Here is a 23,044-nt window from a genome sequence, read left to right on the forward strand (position 1 = left end):
CCAGTGCGGCGCTTCCTGTGATTTTTCATCTGAAAGCAGGAAGAAGGTTTTGTCTTCAGTCACCGGCACATTTAACGGCGCACCCTGTTCTTTCCAGTCCGGGAACAGCTCGTTCATGGCACGCGGTTCAAGCACCGCACCGGACAGGATGTGTGCACCGACTTCGGAGCCTTTTTCCACGACACAAACGGACAGATCATTCAGGTTGTTTTCAATTGCAAGTTGACGGATCTTGATCGCTGCAGACAGACCGGCCGGTCCTGCGCCTACGATGACGACGTCAAACTCCATCGATTCACGTTCAACTTCATCTTCTGGAAACATACCTCTACCATTTGCTAACACAATCTATAGGTAGATAAGTATAGTTAGGCAACGACTAAGTAAATTTCATAAAACTCATAAATGCAGAACATAAAGGAATAGAAAACTAAGGTTCATCCAGTAATATTTTTTTTAATTTTATGTAAATAATTCATAATTATTTGATTGATATATATTTTTTAATTTATGAACTATATTTTGGTAAGCATAAGTTAAATAATGGATTTTTATAATTACTTTAATAACTTAACTTTGAACTAGTCTTTAGCCAACTAATGCATTTTTTTTAATATTATAAATATCGAAAAATAAATTCTGATAAAAAAATCAATTTATGTTTTGAACTCTAAGCAAAAATAGCGACTGTTTGAGTACCTACTATTAATAATCCGCCTGTTTCATTCCACACTTGCATGCTTTGATATGAATATCCTCCTGCCGCGACTAAACTGAAGGACCGAACCAGATACCATTCGCTGTGCCCTGCAGGCTGGGTAAAATCAACGGTCCAATTCATTGAACTGATCGGTGCCAAGGTTTTAAAACACACGGTTGATGCCGGTGGTAGACAATCACCAATTAACAGTAAAGCGACTTCAGCTGAAATATTGTTTAAACCCTCTAAACGTACCCAAGCCAAAAGTTCAGGCGTTTCACCCCCTGAAAAAAACATCGACTGACTGACCAAACGAATATCAAAATTTTTAAAAAAATTCGGAACTGGCAGGTTTTTCGGAATAGATGAATAATGTCCAGGTGGTTCAACTTGAGGGCATTCAACGTAGTGGTGATGAATGCTACTTTCTCGCGGACTCGCAAAAGTAAAACCAGCCCTTAATACAATTGCATCATCAACACGTACGTCCACAGCAACTTGGGTCGAAGATTTGCCCTGTCTTAAGGTGTCGACCTGAAAGGATACCTGCTCGGTGACCGGACCAATAAATGCAATTTGTGCCGCTTTTAAAGGGGGTCGTTCATTAGGGATATGATTGAGTGCAATCTGAAGCGCCATTGCCGATGAAAAACCACCATAAGCCGTTCGCCCTTGGCGCCAATGTTCAGGCGGGGTAAATACTTGTTCTGTTGTCAATGAATGAAACATCTCGACTAAAGTGGGCTTGTCCATATCCGTCTTTTTCTCTGGTTTTATTGTGTCAGTTGCTGGAGATCAATCGATTCATCGGCAAATTGAGCAGGATCAATCTGAATGTTGTCATTGATGATTTTTTTACTGATCATAAATTCTAAAGGACGATTAATACAATCTGCAGCAATCAATTGTTTATTTTTAAAATAGAAGGCTGTAAAGCTATTGCTGTTATGAAGATCTCCACGGATCACCAGCTGGTCATAGCCGTGATTTAAGCCGGCAATTTGCAGTTTGATGTCATATTGATCTGACCAGAACCAAGGCAATGCATTGTACTGTTTTGCTTTTCCACATAGGGTTGCGGCAGCGACTTTGGCCTGTTCATTGGCATTCGGCACTGATTCCAAATGAAGCTGGCGTTGATAATGCACGTTAAAATGACTGGTACAATCGCCAGCCGCGACAATATCAGGGTCATTGGTACAGCAATACTGATCAATAACGATGCCATTCTCTGCTTCAATACCTGCTTCTTGAGCCAATTCTATATTAGGATGCACACCGATACCGACAATGACCAAATCTGCCGGTATAGTGCTGCCATCTGCGCATAAAATACTTTCAACCTGTGTGGAGCCCACGAGACGCTCCACACAGATATTCGTGTAGATTTTGACACCTTGTTCCTGATGTATTCTCGTATAGAAGTTGGATAGTTCTGGCGCAGTCACCCGTTGTAAAATGCGTGGTGCTGTTTCCAACAGAGAAACCTGGATCCCCTGCTTTCTCAATGAAGCCGCTGTTTCTAAGCCAATATAGCCGCCACCAATCATCACCGCATGTTTTGCGCTTTGGATATGCTGTTGTATGGCTTCAATATCAGTCGCATTTCGTACATAGTAAACGCCGTTGAGTTCACTGCCCTCTATGTCGAGTTTTCTGACCCGTGCACCTGTACAGAGGGCCAATTTGGCATAAGAAATCTGTGATCCATTTGCAAGCTTTAACATTTTCTGCTCACGGTCTATTGAAACCACGTGACCGTGTAAAAACTCAATTTGCTGTTTTTCATAAAATGTAGCTGGGCGGATCAGCAAATCCTGAATGGTTTTATCACCAGATAAAAAGGTCTTGGATAATGGTGGTCGATGATAGGGTAAATGTGGCTCATCCCCGATCATCACGATCTCACCGTCCCAGCCTTCTTGACGTAGGCTGACGCTCAGCTGCGCCGCTGCATGACTTGCACCAATGATCACTGCTTTCAGGTTTTGCATCACATGCCCTCTTTTTTAAATCGTGAATCGCGTTTATTGTTCAGTTTTTGCTGTGAGCTTAACCATTAATTTTGAATAGCCACGGACAAAATTGGATTGCACAATCTCAGGCTCATCCACCACCTCTAAATAGTCAAAACGATTTAAAATTTCTTCCCATAAAATGCGTAGCTGCATCTCGGCTAAACGGTTGCCCATACACCGATGCACGCCAAAGCCAAATGACAAATGATTACGGGCATCTTTACGGTCGATGATAAATTCATCAGGACGGTCAATCGCGCGTTCATCGAGGTTGCCTGAGGCATACCACATCACCACTTTGTCGCCTTTACGGATAAATTGGCTATTGAGCATGACATCCTGCTTTGCCACACGGCGCATATACGCCAATGGGGTTTGCCAGCGAATAATTTCTGACACCATATTCGGAATCAAGCCTGGGTTTTCTTTCAGTTTGGCAAATTGCTCAGGGAATTGGTGTAATGCCAGCACGCCACCACTCATTGAATTACGGGTGGTGTCATTGCCACCAACAATGAGCAATGCAAGATTGCCCAAATATTCCATAGGACGCTTTATCAAATCACGTGTGGCATCACTGCTTTGCATTAAGGTAATGAGGTCAAAACTCGGGGGCTCACCTGTAGCTAAACGTGCTGCTTTATCATGCCAAAGCGCAACAAAATGTTTGGCCATATCCGCTACACCCACAAAAGACTCATCCAAGTCCTTATCTCCCCCTGTACTTTGTGGTGAAGATGAAAAGAGATCTGACCAATACACCAGTTTTAAACGGTCTTCGTAAGGGAAATCGAGTAAGGTCGCCAACATCCGCGCAGTCAGTTCAATCGAAACGGTGTGTACCCAATCAAAAGGTTGTCCAATCGGTAAGCTATCGAGTACTTCTGCGGTGCGTGTGCGAATCAAGGATTCCATTTCTTTCAGATTTTTTGGCGCCACCACGCCTTGCACTGCTTGACGACGCTCATCATGTTTCGGTGGGTCCATTGCAATAAAGGTTTCAACATCAATCGGTGCGGTACCAATTAAAATCAGTGGCTCTGCCGAAAACAACTCATGGTTTTTATCGACAAAGACAATATCTTTATAACGGGTCACCGACCAAAATGGGCCAAATGGACTGTTGGCTTGATAATGCACCGGACATTCATCACGCAGTCGTTTCGAATAGGCTTTCCATTGATGTTGTCTAAATAAAAATGGATTACTTAAATCAATCTCTTTTAGATCAAGCGTGGAGACATCCGGAATCGGCTGTTCTACAAATTCAGGAAAGTAGTCTTTCTGGGTTAAAAAACGTTTGGTGCGTTTAAACAAGTGCACGCCTTTGACTTGCATATCCATGGGAATCCATGGCGATAGTCGATTGGATGCTTCATTTTTGACTTTATTTAATACTGCTTCAAATTGAGTCATGTTGTTCTTGCCTATTTTTATTTTTGATATCGATATGAAATGATTGCACAGAGATCTTATGAGAGATCATGATGATTTACATTTGATATTCAGGCAATTGTACACGCATGCCGTTCATGTCTTCTGATACCTGCACTTGGCAAGCCAAACGGGATGTGTGGGTCTTTTCAGGATTAAGATCCAGCATTTGCAATTCACTGGCTGATGCAGTCCCTACTTGAGCACTCCATTTTTCTTCTAAAATCACATGACAGGTGCCGCAAGCACATTCACCACCACAATCGGCATCAATGCTTGGTATGCCGTGATCAATGGCAATTTGCATGAGTGATTTACCTGCCTCCAAGTCAGCAGAATGCTCTGTTCCATCATGCTCAACAAATGTAATCTTTCCCATTTCTATTCTCCTTCACAGGTATGAATGTGCTATTCATCGGTTTTTATTTGGATGACTACAACCTAATGCTATAAAGGCAACTCAAGCAGGTCATTTTTTGACAAGATAGGGTCATTAGAAGACACATAGAAAATTCAAAGAAAAAATTAGGTGTAACTTGCTTAATCGCTACGACAGGATGTCAATGTATACGAAATGAAAAACAATATATGGATGGATGAAAATCTCGATATTTCTAATATTCCATCCAATTATGCGCGGCTCATTGGTCGAGAATTGGCACTGAATATTCGTGAATTATCGCAGTTGCTGCAATTTACTCAGCTCACCACTGAGCAATTCATGCAGGATGACACTTTACTGACCGCCAGACAATTGGTACAGATTTTACAGAACAGCTCAACTTTATCTAAACATGCTGATTTTGGCTTACGCTTGGGTAAGCGTTTGACACCAACCACGCATGGTGCCATGGGATTCTTGGTCAACAGTAGTCCCAATTTGTTGATGGCTCTAAAAGCCTTTAAGGAATTTATTCCTACACGCATCAGTTTCGCGCGTTTAAGCATTGAATATAATGAACATTCGGTCAATATGTCATTGCATTTTGATATTCAGCTTTCTGAACAGGTGCATCGCCTATTGGCTGAAACCTGTGCAGTGATTTTATTTGAATGTGCTGAATTCATTGTCGGACGCCCCATCCATGAGGCTAAAATCTGTTTTGCACATGCAGAACCGAACTATAGCCAAGCCTATCATCACTATTTAGCGGGACATTATTCTTTTGCCGCTCCCGAGATCAAAGCCGAGTTTCCTCTAAACCTGTGTAATATTCCCAATGCCTCTGCCAATCAAGACAGTTATCTGCTCGCGAGGCAACAATGTGAAAACATGCTGCAGCAGCTCAAACCGAGCAAGCAGAGCTATGTGTATATGATTAAAAAAATGATGCTGTCGAGCTCTTTACATGAACTTAGCGAGGAACAGATAGCGGCATCCTTATTCATGAGTAAACGCACCTTGGCACGTAAACTTGCCCTCGATGGCACCAGTTTTAGGGACATTAAAGATTCTATTCTGTCCGAACAAGCCCGCAGCTATTTACTTGAGAGTGAATTATCTGTCGATGCGATTGCCGCCCTCCTTAATTATCATGACAGTGCAAATTTTCGACGAGCGTTTAAACGATGGTTTGATCTGCCACCCAGCGAGTATCGCTTCCAAAATAAAAAATAATATTGGAACTTTAATTTTTCCGATTTAAATTCTTTAATAAATTACTATATATAGAGACCTTCTAAAACAGATCAAGGGTCATTCATTCAGCACATAAAAGTCTGTATTCAAATTTGCGCTTTTATCGTGACGATACTCCTTTAGCAGTTTAATCAGATTGGATAATTTCGGGAATTCCTTACTGTCACTCGTCTTAAGCGCTATCCTGTTGTCTATGGATGGATTAACAAGGGGTTATATCAACAGTAGCGATATAAATTTTCTCGCAGACCTGGCAAATACTGTAGTGCAAAGTTCTTCCAGTGCGTATCTCTATTTCTTATCAAAGCACTCACCAATGTAGTTTCCCAGATTCTGTGAAAACGAGGTTTTGTGCGGTTCTAGCTTACATTTCCTGACCGCTGCCATGCAACCGTATTCATTAACAGTGAGCAGATACATCTATGTGCTTTATCTCATCTGGCAGATCAATCCTGTCATTAATTTGTGATCCCCACATCTTATCTAATCCGGTATTCCATCTTCTTGGGCTTAATTTCGAACTGCAGTCCTGCATCCAACACACGTTCAAATATGTCAGTCAAATGAGCCAGTAAAGTGACCATTCTCTATTTTAGATATCGTAATTTTATCTCTCCAGATTAATTTTGATAACTGTAGCTGGATATAGGTCAGTTCCTTTCTCCTTTTAGGTAAAGATACATACGTTCCACAAAGGTTAAAGATACAAATGATCAAGTCACAAACAAAAGCAAATATTCCAAAGAAAGAGAATACAACCTCAGGCAAGACTCCTATAGATTGGTATTTATATTGAGCATTCGCAAGATTGAAAAAACTAATAGGTAGTGCCACTCGATATATCCAGTTTCTGCAATGTTAACAGGCCCTATTCAACTATTAGATTTGCATTCATCTCAGGCATGTTTTTAGCCCGCCCTATGCTGTACAGAATGCAGACTCTTAGATTTGAAGCATGCCTAGGCAACACATGCGTTCAGCAAAACCTGAAAGCTTAATACCGCTTTACTTTTTCTAAATATAAGAAATTCAAAATATATAGAGGTCCCACATGAAAGCAGCCTATATTCAACGCTACGGTAAAATTGATAATGTTCAACTGGATGAACAACCTAAACCCGCTATTACCGAAAATACTGTACTTGTTAAGGTTCATGCGGCAAGTATTAATCCTATTGATTTACGGGTGTTACAAGGGGAGTTCAAAGCAATACTGCCTGTTCATTTTCCATATATTCTAGGCAATGATTTTGCTGGGATTGTTGTTCAGGTAGGAACCTATGTTACTCAGTTTAAAGTGGGAGATGAAGTGTATGCCAAGACTGATCAGAATGGTGCTTTTGCCGAATATACAATCGTGCAACCATCCTCACTGGCTCTAAAACCTAAAAATATTTCTATGGAGCTTGCGGCATCGCTACCTCTGGTATCTTTAACCGCATGGCAAGCACTGGTCGAAATTGCAAAAGTTAAGTCAGGACAGAAAATATTGATTCATGCGGGTTCTGGTGGTGTCGGATCGTTAGCGATCCAGCTTACCAAGTATTTAGGTGCAACCGTCGCGACCACAACCAGCAGTAAAAATACAAATTGGGTTAAAGCATTAGGTGCAGATATAGTCATTGACTACAAAACGGCAGATTTTGAGCAAGAGCTTAAAGATTATGATGTGGTTTTAGATACCCAAGGTGGAGCAATTCTGGATAAGTCACTGAATGTTCTTAAACGTGGCGGCCATATTGTCAGTATTTCAGGACCACCTGACCGTACTTTTGCTGAAACCCTACCCGCTAACTGGTTAGTAAAATCAGTTATTCCACTTTTAAGTTGGTCAATCCGAAATAAAGCTAAAAAACGTGGCATTAGGTATTCATTTTTATTTATGCAACCCAATGGTGACCAGCTATCTCAAATCTCAAAATTAGTGGAAGCAGGAAATATCAATCCTGTCATAGATAAGCAATATGATTTTTCAGAAATCAAAGAAGCACTTCAATATGTAAATACTGGACATGCCAAAGGTAAGGTCATCATAAAAATGACGCAGTACTAGAATAAACAGACTGCTATTTATTGATAAACCTGAGTTCAACTGAACGGACGGAATCAATAGAAAAGCAATTTTAACAATAAAAGCAAATTCTCAGGTTGTTGATCGGAAGTCTTTTGGCCCGTTTTAATATCCACTACTGGAGTAACAGAGTCTCTTGGATTTCAACCAATATTTTCCAGCTTACATGTTTAATTGCTCTCAAAAATCTGAAAAATAGACGAAGCTCTTATAAGACTCGGAACTATTTAAAATTATTCTAAGAAAAATTAACCCTATATTATAGCAAGTTTTTAAAAATCAAGGATGTTATCCCAATACGGCGGATCGCCAATTTCTTTTAGCATAAAATCGAGTACGGTTCTGACTTTTTGCGATCGAATCCTATTTTCGGGTGATACCAGATTAATCTCAAGAGTGAAGGGATCCGCTGTACCCGTCCATTCAGGGAGTAGCTGAATAAGTTTTTTGTTTTTAAAACAGTCATGCGCAAATATCCAAGTAGGAAATAGCACTATACCTCGACCTTCTAATGCCGCTGTAAGTAGCACTTCTGCATTGTTACTCTTTAAAACCCCTTGCGGCTGTACCGCGATTGGTTTTTCATCATGTTGCCGGCGGAAATACCAGCATTGAGCACCCGAGAACCCTTTATAAACCAGACATAAATGTTTTATGAGATCCTGAGGGGATTCAGGGATACCATATTGTTTAAGATATTCAGGACTGGCACACAATACATTTTTCTGATCACCGACCTTGCGTGCAATAAGTGCCGAATCTTGCAATAAGCCAATACGTATCACAATGTCTACCCCCTCTTGTACAGGATCAATGAATGCATCTGTCAGTATCAATTCAATCGAAAGTTCTGGATAGATATCATGTAATTTATTCACAATTTGGGCAATATGCAGCCGGCCAAGTGCAACAGCTGTATTAATTCGCACGACTCCCCGTACACTTGAACCCTTACCTGCAGCTTCTTCATTTGCCAGATCAAGGGTATTTAGCACTTCCCTGATTTGGACATAATACTGTTCTCCTGTTTCTGTAAGTCGCACAGATCGGGTATTACGATAAAACAGTTGTTGGCCAATTTCCTTTTCGAGTTTAGATATAAACCTAGACACTGATGAGGCAGGAACCTGGAAATGCTTGGCTGTAGTAGCAAAACTGCCAGTAGTCGCTACCATGACGAAATAACGCAATGCATTTAGTTGCATTCTTTACAGGCCTCTAAAAATGATTTAAGACTTCAATTATTGTTATTTTAACAATTATGTTTTGATAATTGGATCAATTGTGGCTTTTAAAGCAACTAAATACAATTTCGCTTTATCTTCCGTAGAAATATTATATGAAGCAGTTATGGATTTTTCCATTAGTGGTCCTGGCTGGTATGGGGCTCTCTGTCGAAGCTGGCTTGCTTGGTCCACTCGGTGAAAAAATCGGATATATCTGGGCAACATTAGGAATCTTTGCTGTAGGTTCAATCCTGTTGACATTTTTTCTGATCTTCAGTCGTCCTCGGCTTAGTCTGATGTTCAAGCAACCGCGCTGGCTGCTGGCTGGAGGCGTGTTAGGCCCCATTTATGTAGTCTCACTTACGATCGCTACACCCCATATTGGCGTGGGTTTAACCATGGTTGGTATCTTGTTTGGCCAAATTGCCACGAGTCTTGCAATTGATCACTGGGGGTTACTGGGCAGCCGTAAGCGAGCTGTAGATAAGTATCGTATCGCGGCACTCGTTGCCATTTTGGCCGCACTCTGGCTTATCCATTAAGAAGGTTGTCCATGATTTATATAATGTTATTAGTTGTCATCATTGGCGGAGCCGTATTGTGTGCCCAATCATCAATTAATGGTCGTCTGGGTGCAGAAGTTGGGGTACTTGAAAGTGCATGGTTAACCTTTGTCATGGGAACCATACTTAGCTTCTTGCTGGGTTTTTTCTTTGAGCCACAATATTCGATGAATTTATTCACTGTACCGAGATGGCAATTAACCGGGGCATTCTTTGGTGTGGCTTATATGCTAACCATCGTGTTTGCCATGCCAAGACTGGGGGCTGCTGCTACTACGGTCGCCGTCATTAGCGGACAGTTGCTCATGAGCCTGCTCATTGATAACTTTGGTTGGTTTAATAATACTGTGATCGCTCTGGATGGTTCGAGATTAGCTGCACTTGTCTTATTGGCTATTGCACTATTTTTTATTTATAAAAGTAATAGTATCGCTGTGGCTCAAGCTGATAGCCCTTAATGCTGAGTAAGCAGAATTCTTTGAAATAAAATTACTCTGACTCTGTTTTAATACAGAGATTATTTTATAGCAGTCAGGCATTGATCATGTGGTGCATGGGTATGTCGGACTGCACCACAGAAACTAGAAAATTAATTTTCAGATAAGGTTTTTATATCAATCACAAAACGGTATTTTACATCACTCTTTAACATACGTTCAAAAGCTTCATTGATATTGTGCATTTCAATCATCTCCACATCAGCAACAATCTGATGCTCTCCACAAAAATCAAGTAACTCTTGGGTTTCCTTAATCCCGCCAATCATCGAACCTGCAATCGACCTTCTTCCCATAATCAGTGGAACTGAACTTGCACTAATTTCTCCCAGATATCCAACCAGTACGATAGTTCCATCTAAGGTGAGCGTTGGAATATAAGACTCCAGGTCATGATTATAAGGTACAGTATCTATAATTAAATCGAACTGATTCTCGACTGAACTCATTTGAGCTTCATCTGTGGATAGCACTACATTATGAGCACCTAACTGTTTTGCATCCTGCTCTTTGTTTACTGAACGGGTAAATAATGTCACGTCTGCACCTAGGGCATTGGCCAGCTTAATTGCCATATGCCCTAGCCCACCTAGGCCCACGACGGCAACTTTACTGCCCTTTCCAACATTCCAGTGACGCAAAGGTGACCAGGTGGTAATCCCGGCACAAAGCAGTGGAGGTACAGCTTTAATATCCAGATTTTCAGGTACTTTCAATACAAAATCTTCAGCACAAACGATTGTTTGTGAGTAACCCCCATAAGTTGGACGCTGGTCATAACGATCCAGGCTGCCATAAGTCTGAATATTCCCCTGTTCACAATACTGTTCTAGCCCTGCATGACACGCTGAACAAGTCCGGCATGAATCCACCATACAGCCAATTCCGACCAGATCACCCACTTTATATTTTGTGACTTTAGAACCAATCGACGTAATACGTCCTACTATTTCATGACCCGGCACTAAGGGATAAAAACTAAATCCCCAGTCATTTCTGACCTGATGTAAGTCAGAATGACAAACACCACAATATTCAATTTGAATCACCACATCATCTTCACGTGGTGTTCGGCGTTCAAACTTAAAGGGTACCAAAGGACTTTGCGGTGAATGTGCGGCATATCCTAATACTTCGATGTTCATATTGTTGCCTCATATAGTAGGTGCAGGATAAAAAATTGATAAATAAAAATTTATTCTGCTTTATTGATTTTGAAAACTAACTAAAACTTTTTGAAAGCGCTGACCGATCTGGGGACTTACTTTTTCAGTTAATATCTCTTGTATTTCTTTAAACTGCTGGGAGCTAACCCCTTGGTTTTGTGCAATATGAAGATGGGATTGAAGCTGGCTGTCTACTCCATCTAAGGCCGAAAGCATACTCAATGTGGCAATTTCGCGATCTTGCCAGCTCAACACATCCCTTGAAAAAAATATCGCCAAATAAATGGGCTTTCAGATATTGATCTATGGCGGGTGCAAACTCAAATAATGCACCTTTGACAGGTTGCCCAACTAAGCGGGTCTGATTCAGGGTCCCGTATTCCAGTGCCTGATAATCATTGGGTAAGATGTTATTGGTCTTACCTTCTACATCATGAATACCATTCACCTTACGCTGTTCTAACACTTGCATAAATGCAGCAAGCGCATTCAAGCTTCGTGGAAAGCCGGCATAGGCATAACACTGAACTAAAATTTCCTTAATTTCTGCAATGCTTAGGCCCTGATCCAAGCCATCTTTCAATGCCTGGCTGAGCCTGGATATGTCACCATTTGCAGCATAAGCAGCAATCGGTATTATTGCCTGTTGCTGTTGCAATAAAGATTTTTGCACTGCTTAACCTCCTTCTTTGATGACAAAGAAAGTTGGATCATTTTTTAATTACAATCATGTGTCAATCAAGCATCTGCCGCCTCAATTTAAATAAAAAACTCAGGCGTGGATATTTTTAAAATAGTATAAAAGAGGACAAAGGATTAAACATGAGTAAAACAGTATAAAAATGAAACAGGATATGCGCGATTCGATAGCTTTAACAGATGGACTGAATTGCATTAAAAAATATTAATGGTTAATCCATCCTTCCACCTTGAGTGTCATAATGAAAATGTCAGCAAATCTTTATAAACTAAATGATTAAAATACATAATAAGTTTATATTTTAAAAATTAGTCAAGAGTTTGCTCTCCTCCACCATTTACGAATAATGTTTGCCCGGAAACCCAGGAAGACATTGGAGAAGCAAAAAACAATACTGCGTTTGCAATATCTTCAGCTTCACCTAGTCGTTGTAAAGGAGTATGAGCTAACATTTTTTTTTCAATTTCCGGCGTAAGTACTTTTGCTAATGCAGCAGTACGTACTGCTCCTGGCCCGACGGCATTGATTCTGACCACAGGTCCAAAATCGTGGGCCAAGTTAGCGCCCATATGATTAAGGGCCGCTTTTGAAGAGGCATAGCCACTCATGGCTGGGCTTTTGTTAATGGAGCTCATGGAGGTAATATTGACGATTGAGCCATATCCGGCTTCATTCATATAGGGAACAACTAGCTGGCAAAGTCGCCAGGCTGCAAATACATTTAATTTGAAGTCCCTTATAAAATCCTCAACCGTAATTTTTGAAGGTGATTCCCGGCCGCCACCGCCACCACCCGCATTATTCACTAATATATGAATAGCGCCAAAAGCTTTCCGGGTACTTTCCACTGCATTCACAAGATCGTTATCTTTTAGAATATTGCAGGCCACACACTGAACCTCACTTCCTGTTTTTTCATAGATTTCTTGAGCGGCCTGATTGGCCATGGCTTGATTTAGATCAGCAATCATGACCTTAGCCCCTGCTTGAGCAAGTACGAGAGCACAGGCATGACCAATTCCTGCTGCACCGCCCGTAACCAAAGCTACTTTGTCTGATAAATCTAATAGAGAATTTTGCATGATAATGCGTACCTTTTATTGATACTATAGTCACATTATTTTATGAAGCCAGCGCTTCATCTTTATCATAAATTTTTAGCGTTCTAAAAAGTAATATTAAGCATCAGGATTTGTTTTTAATTGTAATTTTTATTACCCTTGTTTAAATGACTTAAGGAAGCTAGAGATTTAATTAAAAACTGCAAGTCAAGAAGTTATGGAATACATCTTGCTTATACATCTATAAGTTTAAACATATTTGTTTTCTGATTGGATTTATACTTTTTGAGTATGTAATTAGACTTTTAGTCGTATTGCATAATCTTGAAATTCTACTCAATATGAAAGACAAAACTAGAAATGTTTAAATGGAATGAAATACTCCCTCTACCAGATAGCAGGATGCCATCTAGCGTAAGGACCCGAAATGAAAAGTGTTAATTATTATCAAACCATCTTTGACAAAGCTGGTGATGCAATTTTTGTTCATGATATAGACAGTATCGATTTCATGGATGCCAATGAAGCAGCTGAAGCCTTGACGGGCTATAGCAAATCCGAATTAACCCAGATGAGTGTGGAAAAGATCAGTGCACATAGTCATGGTTTTGATTTTCAACATGCTTTGAGGAAAGTCCATCAGGCTGCTAGTCATGAAGCCATCACATTTGAGTGGCTCATTCAGGCTCAAGATCTGCGTCATATCCCTGTTGAGGTGTGTCTGAAAATTGTGGAGATCGAGCACAAACCCAAAATGCTAGCGCTCGTCCGCAACATCAGTGAAATCAAGAAATACCAGTATCAGCTTCAATCTAAAGACCAATACTTTAAGATGTTGCTCGAAAACTCTGGAGATGGCATTGCAATTTTAGATACCCAAGGAAAATTGCTCTATGCCAGCCCTTCCCTACAGCGTATTTTGGGATATCGTGACCGTTTTGTCCTCAATAAAAATGTTTTAAGCGTGATTCATCCCGATGATCGGATGGATGTAAGACAGTTGCTGTTTAAACACCCTTTAGATGATGATGTGGGAACGATCCATTACAAAATCATGCACCATAATGGTAAGTGGCGCCATCATGAAGCAACTTTCAGAAATTTACTCGACCATCCTGACATTCAAGGCATTTTAATTAATTACCGGGATATTACTGAACGTATCGAAGCTGAAAATACAGCGCGGGCTCGAGAAAAACAATTGGGTCATATGTCACGCTGCAAAACGATGGGCGAACTTTCGACTGCATTGGCACATGAGTTGAATCAGCCTTTGGCGGCACTCAATAATTATGTCGGTGGGAGTATTATTCGTATCCAAAACGGTTTAGCGAATACCCAGGAAACCATTGATGCCCTGAATGCTGCATTAAATCAAACCCATCGCGTGAATGGCATTATTCACAGTATGCGTAGCTTCTTGAGAAAAGGTGAAGCGAATTTTAAAATCCACTCATTGAATCGTCTGATTCAGGATTTACATCCGCTCATTAATCTCAAAGCAGATCAAGGTGGATGCACTATTCATTATGAATTGGGTGTGTCTCCAATGAGTATTTCTGCTGATGAGACATTGTTCAGTCAAGTTATTATTAATCTGGTCTTTAATGCTGTCGATGCACTACAAAAAAACCCTGAAGGTCAGCGCGATATTTTTATCCGTACTTGGCAGCACCATCAACACGCCAGAATTGCGATCGCTGATAATGGTCCAGGGCTACAAGGACAAAATCCTGAGCAATTATTTGAATCTTTTTATTCAAGTAAAACTGACAGTATGGGCATAGGATTAACCTTGTCTCGTAGCATCATCGAAAACCATCAAGGTTATTTATGGGTTTGTGAGGGCGAATCAGGCGCCATTTTTAATATTTCTTTGGCAGCACAGGAGCGTGCAAAATGTATATGACCAATCCTCATGTCGCAGAACCAATCGTATATGTCATTGATGACGACCAAGACATTTGTAATTCTTTAACTTGGCTTTTGGAGTCTGTCCAACTTGAGTGCAAAACCTTCAATAGCGCGACGGAATTTTTAAGTTATCAACGCCCTCATACGCCTGCCTGCTTGATTCTGGATATGCGGATGCGTGGGATGAGTGGCTTACAGTTACAGCAGCAGCTGAATCAGCAAAAGATCAGTATGCCGATTATCTTTATGACCGGTCATGGCGATATTCCGATGTCTGTTAATGCCATGAAAGCAGGTGCATTCGATTTTTTGGAAAAACCGTTTAACCCGCAGCATATGCTCAATCAAATCCAATCTTGTTTACAGCAAGCAGAAGTTGACTTTTTAGCGGCTGAAAAAAGGGAATTACAAAAATCTAAATTGAAATCTCTATCTCCACGTGAGAATGAAATCATTAATTTGTTGGTCGATGGCTTGTCGAGTAAACATATTGCTCAAATGCTGAATATCAGCCATAAAACTGTCGAGATTCATCGCACCCATATCCGGCAAAAACTAGGCACCGAGTCAATTGCGCAGATCGTCAATATGGTGTTGATGTGTCGAGATAAAACCTTGCAAGCGATGGTTTAAAATCATCTGCTGGCAAGATTAAAAGTCGAATTAAGATTTAGAAGAAGCGATCGAAGTGAATTTGCTGCTGCGGAATTCCTGCTTGATGTGCCATTTGTTCAATGGATTTCACCATCGGCGGTGGGCCCGCACAGTAAATTTCGTGTTCAAGCAATTGTTGACCTAAGACATCATGAATCACGTCATGAATAAAACCGGAACGAATCCCCTCAATCAGCTCGGATGAGGTTGCAGGGATATAGTTCAGGCGTGCACCAAGCTCAGTCCACTCACGCATTTGTGCTTCGGTCAGCAAATCACGTTGTTCACGTCCGCCATGGAAGAACCAGACTTTTTGATGCTGTAAATGTGGATTGACTGCGACACCACGTGCAATCGCCAGCATGGGTGCCAGACCTGATCCCCCTGCAACGCAAACAATCGGACGTGGCTGCTCTTGCAAATGTGCTAAGCCATAAGGACCATCAATTTGAATTGAGGCATCTTGACGCTGCTGCTCATCAAACAGTAGGTTGGTCAGCTTGCCATCCGGTACACGTCTAATCTGAAAGACCCACAGTCCTTCGTCATTGGGTAAATTGGACATCGAATAGGCGCGCAGTAATTCCTGATTGACCCAAAGCAATGCGTATTGACCCGGAATAAACTGCGCAGGCGTATCTGCCTGTAAATGGACTTCCAAAATATCATGGGTAATGGGCCGTACATGCTTCAAAGTTACTGCTTGCTGTTTTGGCAAGATTTTCGGTATACATTGCTCATCTAAGCGAACTTTGATGACGCAGTCCGATTTTGGGCGGCATTGGCAAGCCAAAACACGTCCCTTACGTTTATCGCGATCAGACAGGCCCGGTGCATCTGCCCACAGGTTTTCAATCTCACCAGAAAGTACTTCAATTTTACAGGTGCCACAGCCGCCTGCATTACATTCATAAGGCAAGCCCAGCCCTTCACGTAAACCGCCACGTAATAGTACGTCATCGGCTGCGCAGTGAAACTCACCCTGTCCTTCAATTTGAATTTTATACATACAGCTTACTCCACCAAATAGACCTGACCATTGCGCACAATGGACTGGTAGATTTTGAGTGGAATACTGCACGGTGCACCGCACGGCTCGCCGGTTTTAATATCAAAAGCGCCGGCATGAAATGGACATTCCACTTCACAGCCATCAATTTCACCATCAGCTAAAGATGCATCACCATGGGTACAAGTATCATCAGTGACGTAAAATTCTCCATCTTCTAGGTGGAAAACAGCCAGTGGTGGATAACCCTCAATCATGACCTGTAAACCTTCGCCTTGTTCAACATCCGAGGTGAGGCATAGCAGCTTTTCGGCAATATTGGTCATTTGAATATTCATGCGCTTAACTCCTCAATCGGTGAATCTGTCGCTTCAGGCCCCAGGGTGTGATAACCGCCATCGGCATGAATGGTGCTACCGGTGAGTAATTTAGCTTTTGGACTACATAATAAACTTAAGGCTTGTGCGACTTCTTCTGCATCCGCAATACGACCAAGTACATGGAAACGACCTGCGATACGATCCGTCTTTGGACGATCACCACCTGAAATCATCTGCATTGGAACAGACCATGTCCAACCGAGTGACAAGGCATGCACGCGTATATGATCTACTGCTAGGTCCAAAGCCATACTTTTGGTCAATTGCTCCAAAGTGGCTTTAGATGCCGGATAAACCCAACGCTCTTTTTGCGCGATACGGGCACTGACACTGCTGATATTGATCACTGCACCATCTGAACTGGCTTTCAGCAATGGACGGCAGGCTTGTACCAGTGCCGCATGACCAAACACCGTAACATTGAAGGTTTTTTGCCAGTCGGTACGGGTCGACTGTGAACCATGATCCTCATACAGACAGGCCAGATTGACCAAAATATCGACTTGTTTCAGCTTGCTCACCAAGGCCTGAATGCTGTCATCGTTTGCCAAATCAAGATATTCATACGTCGCTTTGGTCTCAGTCGCAACTTGCTGGCCCAAAGTTTCATTAATATCGGCAATAATGACTTCAGCGCCCAAAGTCGTCAGTTCAGAAACCACCGCCTGACCAATATGGGTTGCGCCGCCAGTGACCAAGATTACTTTATTGTTTAGATCAGTCATGAAACCTCCTGATACTGTGGCCATTCGTTGAACTGTCCTTTACAGAACAGTAATGGTCGCTGGTTGCTGTGACGGCATTGCTCAATCTTGCCAAGGAAAATTTGATGATCCCCCGCTTCAATCTGCTTTTCATTTTTGCAAACAAATTGCACTACACAGCCTTCGAGTACTGGTGCTTTAGCATGTTCAATATTCCACACGCCATGTTGAAATTTATCCGCAATTGGCTTGGCAAAGTTCAAGCCAATGTCCTGCTGATCTGCACCTAAAATATTGATCGCAAAATATTCAGCAGATTCGAATACCTCACGACTGGGTGAGTGATTCACCAGACTCCACAAGACGAGTGCGGGGTCTAAAGAAACTGAACTAAAGGAATTAATAGTCAGTCCGACAGGTTGCTGCTGTTGATCCAGACAGGTCACAATCGCAACACCGGTGGCAAAGCCCCCGAAGGCCTGCCGAAGCGATTTCGCTTCAGCAAGATCAACATCCTGCCATAACACTTCAGGCAGCTGCATGATTAAACTCCTTGCGTGACAGATATCTTTTTGCGCCTTCCGCACCATCGACCGCTGGCCAGAAACCACGTGGATGGTTGAAGTGTCCCATGAAATCATCAGCAATGATGCTGTTTTGTGCTGCAGCACCCAAGACCTGAAGCAGGCTTTCACTTGGTGGATTCAGCAACAGGTTTGTAAATTCAGTGGTATAGCGACCTGAATATTCCCAAAATTCATCAAAGACTTGGGTCATCCACTCAGCAGTAAAGGCTTCATCACCATGCGTAAGAATCGCTTGTAAATAATGCTCCACCATACGGGTGGCATTATTCGCACCTTGACCGGCAATCGGGTCATTCACCATCACTGTATCGCCGATGCCCAAAATCGCCGCACCATTTTCTAAAGTCGCGACCGGATGACGGACTTCCGGACGGAACGCACCTTTTAACCAGGCATTCGGATCGCTCAGTTCGATATTGTCGACCATGCGGAAGTTTTGGTCTGGTGTGACTTTGGCTACTGCTTCTTTCATGCGTTGCAGCATTTCTTCGCCGCTAGTCACGTCATCAAAGATATCCATCGGGCCATTTGGTACGCATTCAAACAGGAAGCTACGGCATGGACCATGGGTATGACTATAGAATGGCATACTGAAGTATTCGCCTGCACCTGCAACAAAATTGAAGTGCAAGCTTTGTGATGGTAAGCCTTTCCAACTGTCAGCACCGCATAAATCATCACCGACTACGAGAGCTGCAGCCAGTTTGCGTGGCGGAGCCTGATGCACTGAACGGGATTCATTGCGTTTGAACAGGCTAGTGATATTGCCCTTGCCTGCCGCCAGGATGGTTAAGTCATTTTCAGTGGAAATTACTTCTAAATCTTCAGGGCTGACATTTTGAATAACCAACTTACCGCCACGACGTGGATATTCTTCTAACCAGCGGTGATACTTGGTCCGCTGATCCATCGCGATACCTTTATTTTCATGTAAAAAACCCGTCAATGGTAGTGCAACGCTGCCATCTGGTGCACGGAAGTCAACATGAATGGCTTGTCCGTGATGAGCCTTACCATCCCAGAAGTTCAGACCCAATTTACGTTCGACTTCTAAAGTATTGGCAAAAAACATGGTGGTACTCACCATACGGCCATGCAAAAGTTCATCCGCAGGCCGGTCTACATATAAAGTCACATCATATTTTTTTTCAATTAATGAGAACGCCAGTAATAAACCTGCTTGCCCACCACCAATAATTGCAATTTTTCTCATTTTATAAATTCCTCTTTAATGCTGTGATTGCTGCAGACCTTGTATTTACGCCGTTGGATACGGTTGGGTAAATGTCAGGTTGAGTTCAACACGCTCAAATTTCCAAATCCCGTCTTCATCTCGGCGAATGACAGAATGATAAAAACCACCCAAACAATTCATTGATGCAGGCTGATTCTTTTCAGCCGTAGCTTGGGCAAAGTGACAGACTTCCCAAAGCATCCAACTTGCGGTTGCATTGCATTCATCAATAATCTGTATATCAGGCATAGCCATAATGTGCAGACTCCATAAAATCTGCGCTTCAGCAATGCTCGACAATGCATCTAAAATATTTTGACGACCCTGATATTCACCAAAACCATTGGCAGTCCAAACGGCATCGCTATGAAATAAATGCTGTAAAATTTGGGGATTATTGCGTTGGTCGGCCGCTGTAGCGTACCGACCCACCAGACTTCGAATCGCCTCACAGCTTTCTAGATAGTGTAAACGTGCTTCCAGATTGTGCTGGCTCATATTCAAGTCCTTTTAAACGTTTACTACATCGCCTGTTTCATAAATAAAGCGTTTTTCTTCAAAGGCATAAGGTACGCCAACTGAGCCTTTGTACAGTTCAATATGCGGTGCAACTTCTGCGAAACTTAGGCTTAGCCAATACAACTTGTGTAATTCTTCAGGCAAAGTACCCAATTCATATTCATCGAGTGCGGCCAATAATTTGCGCATTTCAGGCAAAATCGCATCGTAGAATGCCTGCAGTTCAGCCGAAGTCGATTGCAATCGTTGCTGATGACGTTGTTTGGAAGTGCCCAAAGCCCATGTTGCGACAAAAGTTTCAAGAACAGCAAAATCAGCAGGAAGTTGTGAAATAAGTTGTGTCATGCAAATTCTCCTTATGCGCGGTTGAGGTATTGTTCAAGTACGTGATAACCATGACGAATCAGAATTTCTTCGTCTTGTAGATGCATGACTTTCTTTGCTTTAGATTCAAGTGCTTGTTGGGTATCTTCCATCGTTGCAGTATCTTCTAGCCATGCATTACGCTGTAAAACTTGTGCAAACTCTTGTGCCCAACGTTCAGAATATTTTTTCGCTTTCGGTAAGTAGTAACGACCTTCCCAACGGGTTTGATTGTGACCCACTGGCCAGAATTGATGGGTGAACCACACGCCTTCTGTCACATGCACCAAAATATTCGGGAAGATCACGGATAACTCGAATGAAAAATCATCACGGTCATTTGGGTTCACTGAACTCGGGAGTTGCGTACGTTCATAGTGATTGACCAGTGATGCTCCGGTAATTTCTCCGGAAAGTGCCGCAGCTGGTTTAGGGTTGGCATTTTTAGTTAAGCAGACTGCACAGGTACGGTGGTCGCCAAATAGTTGTACTTCTTGCAGGCCAGATGCAAAGACATTTGGGAATGAACCCGCGTGAATCGTCGCGACGTGATAAGCCTCAGCAAATGCGTCATGTGCCACTTTCCAGTTACAGTTCAGCAGCGTGTTATAAGCAAAGCATTCTTCCATTTCATGGAATGGATAGCCGCCCAAATGCGTGCCCATACCGCCCAGGAATTCTTCAACATTTTGGGTGCCTTCATTGTCTAAATTAATGAAAATAAAGCCTTCCCAGACTTCAGTACGTACCGGTGCTAGACCGTTATGACCTTTATCGAAACAAGAAGTGAATTTCTCTTCTTCAGGAACATTGATTAAATCGCCTTTAGCATCGTAAACCCAGCCATGGAAGCGGCAAGTCACCACTGCAGCCTTGCTTGAACCGAAAGTTTCATTGTCGGTTTCAACCACAACTTTGTTGCCACGGTGTGAGCAGATGTTATGGAAACCACGAATTTGCCCATCTTTGCCGTGCATTAAAATCACAGAGGTTTTAGCAAAATCAATGCGCTTAACTTTGTAATCGCCTTTCTTTGGAATTTCTTCTACGCGACCCACTTTTAGCCATACTTTTGAAAATACTTTGTCGATTTCTTCTTGGTAAATTTCCGGAGAAATACACGGTTCTGTGGGAATGGGTTCAATGCCGAGTTCTGGGTATAACTCGCCCCAACGTAATTTAGATTCACTGTTCATTTGACATTCCTTTTCAAGTTATAGTTTTAGATTTGCAGTGGCTCAGCCACTGCCTGTTCAATTAAATTTGGTAGTGCTCGCGAACGAGGTCAGCGATTCCGAGTTTTTCAAGAATTGGCATTGGGCAAAGGAAGGTTGCGCGTACCATGCCCGGCAAACGGCTAATTTCAATTGAACCTGTAATCGTGCAACGGTTCATGACTTCGTCGTAGCTTAAACCTGTGGTTTTCGCCGCGCGGTTTAAGGCGTTTTCAGTGGCATCATTCAGGTTTTTACCGGTTCCCATAAAGGTGATTGGACCGCTCTCTTCGATTTCAGTTTGACCCCAACGTTCTCCGAGTGCTTTGACTTTGGCTTTTTCGTCTTTGGTAAATGGACGTGCCATCGGTGGCAGATCATCTGCCGCTTGCAGCAGGATTGGACCATCAATGGTTAAGCCTTTAATGACTTCAACCTGAAGTTCTGTTTCACCTGAGACGTCTGTTGCATGACCTGCGATTTCGCCATTACCTTGCTGTGCATGCATGTCGCCCATGTACACGCCTGCCCCTGGCACTTTGACCGGACAGATCAAAATACATCCTGGACGAATCGAATTGGTGTCCATATGGCCGTCGGTTTTTGCTGCAAGCAATTCCTCTTCAGTCATGCCAAATTTGTGTGGTGCATTAATCAGGTACTGACCAAAGTCATGACAGTTGTGCGAGTCCGGCAAGTCACGTGTTGGTGTGGTACCAATATTGCCGAGGAATGGACGCATATGTGCTGCAACACCCGGCATGTCTGCACGTGCAAGCGATAAAATTGAATGTTGTGCCGCATGCTCAGGCAGCGCAGACAATTCATTGGCATTGCCGGCAAGTTTGTTAGCAATCTCTTGATTAACCGTCAAGCTGACTTTATTTTCTTCATCAAGCACAATTACATAGCCGTGGGAAAATTCAAAGGCGCTGACTTCTGCATCGCAATTTTTGCAGCGAATCGCATCTTCACCAATGCCTTCAACATAACTTGCAGGCTGTTCTGTACCACATGCGCTACAGTATTTCGCCACAAACGGGTCGCCATGATAGCGACCTTCAACAAAGCTCATCACACCTGAAGAGGTCGCAATCGATGTTACTTTCATTTTCTTGATTTTGAGCGCAACAGCATCGCCAACTTCTGCACCTTCGATAAATACTGGCAATGTTACTTCATGACCACCCTGGAATGCAGGTGTAATCATTGGACCCCAACAGCCCGGTGGTGTACCTGTTTTTAAGGTACCGCCATTTTGCAGTGGACCCAGCATGCGCTGGCTCGGCCCGACAATACCGCCTGAGTATTCATTGACGATAAGATAATCAACTGCATTTTTACTACCAGCGGCATAATCTTGATTTTCAATTTTCATAATTTTCCCCTAC

At 42.4% G+C, this 23,044-nt stretch carries 23 protein-coding genes and 1 pseudogene; 6 read left to right on the forward strand and 18 right to left on the reverse strand.

What is annotated here, in order from left to right:
* The 5 genes from ACKI4H_RS06655 to ACKI4H_RS06675 form a co-directional block, all read right to left on the reverse strand.
* Window positions 1-324 (reverse strand): NAD(P)-binding protein (locus ACKI4H_RS06655; RefSeq protein WP_407304656.1); only part of this gene is annotated, 324 nt, incomplete at its 3' end.
* 346 nt (window positions 325-670) lie between these two features.
* The gene (locus tag ACKI4H_RS06660; protein ID WP_407304658.1) at window positions 671-1,453 is read right to left on the reverse strand and encodes an acyl-CoA thioesterase; all 783 of its coding nucleotides are present in this window, start codon (window positions 1,451-1,453) and stop codon (window positions 671-673) included.
* A 20-nt stretch (window positions 1,454-1,473) separates the two neighbouring features.
* Entirely contained in the window at window positions 1,474-2,694 is a 1,221-nt protein-coding gene (locus ACKI4H_RS06665; protein WP_407304659.1) for an NAD(P)/FAD-dependent oxidoreductase, read from the reverse strand.
* A 33-nt stretch (window positions 2,695-2,727) separates the two neighbouring features.
* The gene (locus ACKI4H_RS06670) at window positions 2,728-4,134 is read right to left on the reverse strand and encodes a cytochrome P450 (protein ID WP_407304660.1); all 1,407 of its coding nucleotides are present in this window, start codon (window positions 4,132-4,134) and stop codon (window positions 2,728-2,730) included.
* Between the two features lie 76 nt (window positions 4,135-4,210).
* Complete coding sequence (locus ACKI4H_RS06675) at window positions 4,211-4,531, reverse strand: 2Fe-2S iron-sulfur cluster-binding protein (RefSeq protein WP_407304661.1); 321 nt, start codon at window positions 4,529-4,531, stop codon at window positions 4,211-4,213.
* A 195-nt stretch (window positions 4,532-4,726) separates the two neighbouring features.
* Between ACKI4H_RS06675 and ACKI4H_RS06680 the strand changes: the two genes are divergently transcribed.
* Complete coding sequence (locus ACKI4H_RS06680; protein WP_407304662.1) at window positions 4,727-5,770, forward strand: AraC family transcriptional regulator ligand-binding domain-containing protein; 1,044 nt, start codon at window positions 4,727-4,729, stop codon at window positions 5,768-5,770.
* A gap of 1,072 nt (window positions 5,771-6,842) precedes the next feature.
* Window positions 6,843-7,844, forward strand: coding sequence for an NADP-dependent oxidoreductase (locus ACKI4H_RS06685; protein ID WP_407304664.1), 1,002 nt, complete (start codon window positions 6,843-6,845; stop codon window positions 7,842-7,844).
* A 290-nt stretch (window positions 7,845-8,134) separates the two neighbouring features.
* Here ACKI4H_RS06685 and ACKI4H_RS06690 read toward each other — a convergent pair whose 3' ends face one another.
* The gene (locus ACKI4H_RS06690) at window positions 8,135-9,067 is read right to left on the reverse strand and encodes a LysR substrate-binding domain-containing protein (RefSeq protein WP_407304665.1); all 933 of its coding nucleotides are present in this window, start codon (window positions 9,065-9,067) and stop codon (window positions 8,135-8,137) included.
* A 134-nt stretch (window positions 9,068-9,201) separates the two neighbouring features.
* Between ACKI4H_RS06690 and ACKI4H_RS06695 the strand changes: the two genes are divergently transcribed.
* Together ACKI4H_RS06695 and ACKI4H_RS06700 are read left to right on the forward strand one after the other, a co-directional pair.
* Window positions 9,202-9,630: a DMT family transporter gene (locus ACKI4H_RS06695; RefSeq protein WP_407304666.1), complete on the forward strand. Its 429-nt coding sequence runs from the start codon at window positions 9,202-9,204 to the stop codon at window positions 9,628-9,630.
* A gap of 11 nt (window positions 9,631-9,641) precedes the next feature.
* The gene (locus ACKI4H_RS06700) at window positions 9,642-10,109 is read left to right on the forward strand and encodes a DMT family transporter (protein WP_407304667.1); all 468 of its coding nucleotides are present in this window, start codon (window positions 9,642-9,644) and stop codon (window positions 10,107-10,109) included.
* 131 nt (window positions 10,110-10,240) lie between these two features.
* On the opposite strand, the gene ACKI4H_RS06705 is transcribed toward ACKI4H_RS06700, so the two are convergent.
* The 3 genes and pseudogenes from ACKI4H_RS06705 to ACKI4H_RS06715 form a co-directional block, all read right to left on the reverse strand.
* Entirely contained in the window at window positions 10,241-11,293 is a 1,053-nt protein-coding gene (locus ACKI4H_RS06705) for an NAD(P)-dependent alcohol dehydrogenase (RefSeq protein WP_407304668.1), read from the reverse strand.
* A gap of 60 nt (window positions 11,294-11,353) precedes the next feature.
* Window positions 11,354-11,987: pseudogene (locus ACKI4H_RS06710) on the reverse strand (carboxymuconolactone decarboxylase family protein).
* A gap of 335 nt (window positions 11,988-12,322) precedes the next feature.
* Window positions 12,323-13,096 carry a glucose 1-dehydrogenase gene (locus ACKI4H_RS06715; RefSeq protein WP_407304670.1) on the reverse strand — a complete coding sequence of 258 codons (774 nt, stop codon included), beginning with the start codon at window positions 13,094-13,096 and terminating at the stop codon, window positions 12,323-12,325.
* A 406-nt stretch (window positions 13,097-13,502) separates the two neighbouring features.
* On the opposite strand from ACKI4H_RS06715, the gene ACKI4H_RS06720 reads away from it, so the two are divergent.
* Entirely contained in the window at window positions 13,503-14,984 is a 1,482-nt protein-coding gene (locus tag ACKI4H_RS06720; RefSeq protein WP_407304671.1) for a PAS domain S-box protein, read from the forward strand.
* Window positions 14,975-15,622 carry a response regulator transcription factor gene (locus ACKI4H_RS06725; RefSeq protein ID WP_407304672.1) on the forward strand — a complete coding sequence of 216 codons (648 nt, stop codon included), beginning with the start codon at window positions 14,975-14,977 and terminating at the stop codon, window positions 15,620-15,622. The genes ACKI4H_RS06720 and ACKI4H_RS06725 overlap by 10 nt, the downstream gene beginning before the upstream one ends.
* Window positions 15,623-15,659: 37 nt before the next feature.
* Here ACKI4H_RS06725 and ACKI4H_RS06730 read toward each other — a convergent pair whose 3' ends face one another.
* The 9 genes from ACKI4H_RS06730 to ACKI4H_RS06770 all read right to left on the reverse strand — a co-directional run bounded on the left by ACKI4H_RS06730 (window position 15,660) and on the right by ACKI4H_RS06770 (window position 23,031).
* Window positions 15,660-16,652, reverse strand: coding sequence for a 2Fe-2S iron-sulfur cluster-binding protein (locus ACKI4H_RS06730; RefSeq protein ID WP_407304673.1), 993 nt, complete (start codon window positions 16,650-16,652; stop codon window positions 15,660-15,662).
* Window positions 16,653-16,657: 5 nt separating this feature from the next.
* A complete protein-coding gene (locus ACKI4H_RS06735; protein WP_407304674.1) occupies window positions 16,658-16,990 on the reverse strand; it encodes a non-heme iron oxygenase ferredoxin subunit in 333 nt (110 codons plus the stop codon).
* Entirely contained in the window at window positions 16,987-17,757 is a 771-nt protein-coding gene (locus tag ACKI4H_RS06740) for an SDR family oxidoreductase (protein ID WP_407304675.1), read from the reverse strand. Before ACKI4H_RS06740 ends, ACKI4H_RS06735 begins: the two co-directional genes overlap by 4 nt.
* Window positions 17,754-18,278: a flavin reductase family protein gene (locus tag ACKI4H_RS06745; protein ID WP_407304676.1), complete on the reverse strand. Its 525-nt coding sequence runs from the start codon at window positions 18,276-18,278 to the stop codon at window positions 17,754-17,756. The genes ACKI4H_RS06740 and ACKI4H_RS06745 overlap by 4 nt, the downstream gene beginning before the upstream one ends.
* Window positions 18,265-19,536: a styrene monooxygenase/indole monooxygenase family protein gene (locus ACKI4H_RS06750; RefSeq protein WP_407304677.1), complete on the reverse strand. Its 1,272-nt coding sequence runs from the start codon at window positions 19,534-19,536 to the stop codon at window positions 18,265-18,267. Before ACKI4H_RS06750 ends, ACKI4H_RS06745 begins: the two co-directional genes overlap by 14 nt.
* Window positions 19,537-19,581: 45 nt before the next feature.
* On the reverse strand, window positions 19,582-20,055 hold the full coding sequence (locus tag ACKI4H_RS06755; RefSeq protein ID WP_407304679.1) for a nuclear transport factor 2 family protein: 474 nt from the start codon (window positions 20,053-20,055) through the stop codon (window positions 19,582-19,584).
* Window positions 20,056-20,067: 12 nt separating this feature from the next.
* Window positions 20,068-20,421, reverse strand: a complete 354-nt coding sequence (locus ACKI4H_RS06760) for a hypothetical protein (RefSeq protein WP_407304680.1) — start codon at window positions 20,419-20,421, stop codon at window positions 20,068-20,070.
* Window positions 20,422-20,432: 11 nt separating this feature from the next.
* The gene (locus ACKI4H_RS06765) at window positions 20,433-21,635 is read right to left on the reverse strand and encodes an aromatic ring-hydroxylating oxygenase subunit alpha (RefSeq protein ID WP_407304681.1); all 1,203 of its coding nucleotides are present in this window, start codon (window positions 21,633-21,635) and stop codon (window positions 20,433-20,435) included.
* Between the two features lie 61 nt (window positions 21,636-21,696).
* Window positions 21,697-23,031, reverse strand: a complete 1,335-nt coding sequence (locus tag ACKI4H_RS06770; protein ID WP_407304682.1) for an acetamidase/formamidase family protein — start codon at window positions 23,029-23,031, stop codon at window positions 21,697-21,699.
* Between the last annotated feature and the right edge of the window lie 13 nt (window positions 23,032-23,044).

The sequence above is a fragment of the Acinetobacter sp. genome, from assembly GCF_045628685.1.
Classification (GTDB): Bacteria; Pseudomonadota; Gammaproteobacteria; order Pseudomonadales; family Moraxellaceae; genus Acinetobacter.

Coding starts and splice junctions, on each gene's coding strand:
- ACKI4H_RS06660 (WP_407304658.1), bottom strand. CDS start 1,453: ATGGACAAGCCCACTTTAGTCGAGATGTTTCATTCATTGACAACAGAA.
- ACKI4H_RS06665 (WP_407304659.1), bottom strand. CDS start 2,694: ATGCAAAACCTGAAAGCAGTGATCATTGGTGCAAGTCATGCAGCGGCG.
- ACKI4H_RS06670 (WP_407304660.1), bottom strand. CDS start 4,134: ATGACTCAATTTGAAGCAGTATTAAATAAAGTCAAAAATGAAGCATCC.
- ACKI4H_RS06675 (WP_407304661.1), bottom strand. CDS start 4,531: ATGGGAAAGATTACATTTGTTGAGCATGATGGAACAGAGCATTCTGCT.
- ACKI4H_RS06680 (WP_407304662.1), top strand. CDS start 4,727: ATGAAAAACAATATATGGATGGATGAAAATCTCGATATTTCTAATATT.
- ACKI4H_RS06685 (WP_407304664.1), top strand. CDS start 6,843: ATGAAAGCAGCCTATATTCAACGCTACGGTAAAATTGATAATGTTCAA.
- ACKI4H_RS06690 (WP_407304665.1), bottom strand. CDS start 9,067: ATGCAACTAAATGCATTGCGTTATTTCGTCATGGTAGCGACTACTGGC.
- ACKI4H_RS06695 (WP_407304666.1), top strand. CDS start 9,202: ATGAAGCAGTTATGGATTTTTCCATTAGTGGTCCTGGCTGGTATGGGG.
- ACKI4H_RS06700 (WP_407304667.1), top strand. CDS start 9,642: ATGATTTATATAATGTTATTAGTTGTCATCATTGGCGGAGCCGTATTG.
- ACKI4H_RS06705 (WP_407304668.1), bottom strand. CDS start 11,293: ATGAACATCGAAGTATTAGGATATGCCGCACATTCACCGCAAAGTCCT.
- ACKI4H_RS06715 (WP_407304670.1), bottom strand. CDS start 13,096: ATGCAAAATTCTCTATTAGATTTATCAGACAAAGTAGCTTTGGTTACG.
- ACKI4H_RS06720 (WP_407304671.1), top strand. CDS start 13,503: ATGAAAAGTGTTAATTATTATCAAACCATCTTTGACAAAGCTGGTGAT.
- ACKI4H_RS06725 (WP_407304672.1), top strand. CDS start 14,975: ATGTATATGACCAATCCTCATGTCGCAGAACCAATCGTATATGTCATT.
- ACKI4H_RS06730 (WP_407304673.1), bottom strand. CDS start 16,652: ATGTATAAAATTCAAATTGAAGGACAGGGTGAGTTTCACTGCGCAGCC.
- ACKI4H_RS06735 (WP_407304674.1), bottom strand. CDS start 16,990: ATGAATATTCAAATGACCAATATTGCCGAAAAGCTGCTATGCCTCACC.
- ACKI4H_RS06740 (WP_407304675.1), bottom strand. CDS start 17,757: ATGACTGATCTAAACAATAAAGTAATCTTGGTCACTGGCGGCGCAACC.
- ACKI4H_RS06745 (WP_407304676.1), bottom strand. CDS start 18,278: ATGCAGCTGCCTGAAGTGTTATGGCAGGATGTTGATCTTGCTGAAGCG.
- ACKI4H_RS06750 (WP_407304677.1), bottom strand. CDS start 19,536: ATGAGAAAAATTGCAATTATTGGTGGTGGGCAAGCAGGTTTATTACTG.
- ACKI4H_RS06755 (WP_407304679.1), bottom strand. CDS start 20,055: ATGAGCCAGCACAATCTGGAAGCACGTTTACACTATCTAGAAAGCTGT.
- ACKI4H_RS06760 (WP_407304680.1), bottom strand. CDS start 20,421: ATGACACAACTTATTTCACAACTTCCTGCTGATTTTGCTGTTCTTGAA.
- ACKI4H_RS06765 (WP_407304681.1), bottom strand. CDS start 21,635: ATGAACAGTGAATCTAAATTACGTTGGGGCGAGTTATACCCAGAACTC.
- ACKI4H_RS06770 (WP_407304682.1), bottom strand. CDS start 23,031: ATGAAAATTGAAAATCAAGATTATGCCGCTGGTAGTAAAAATGCAGTT.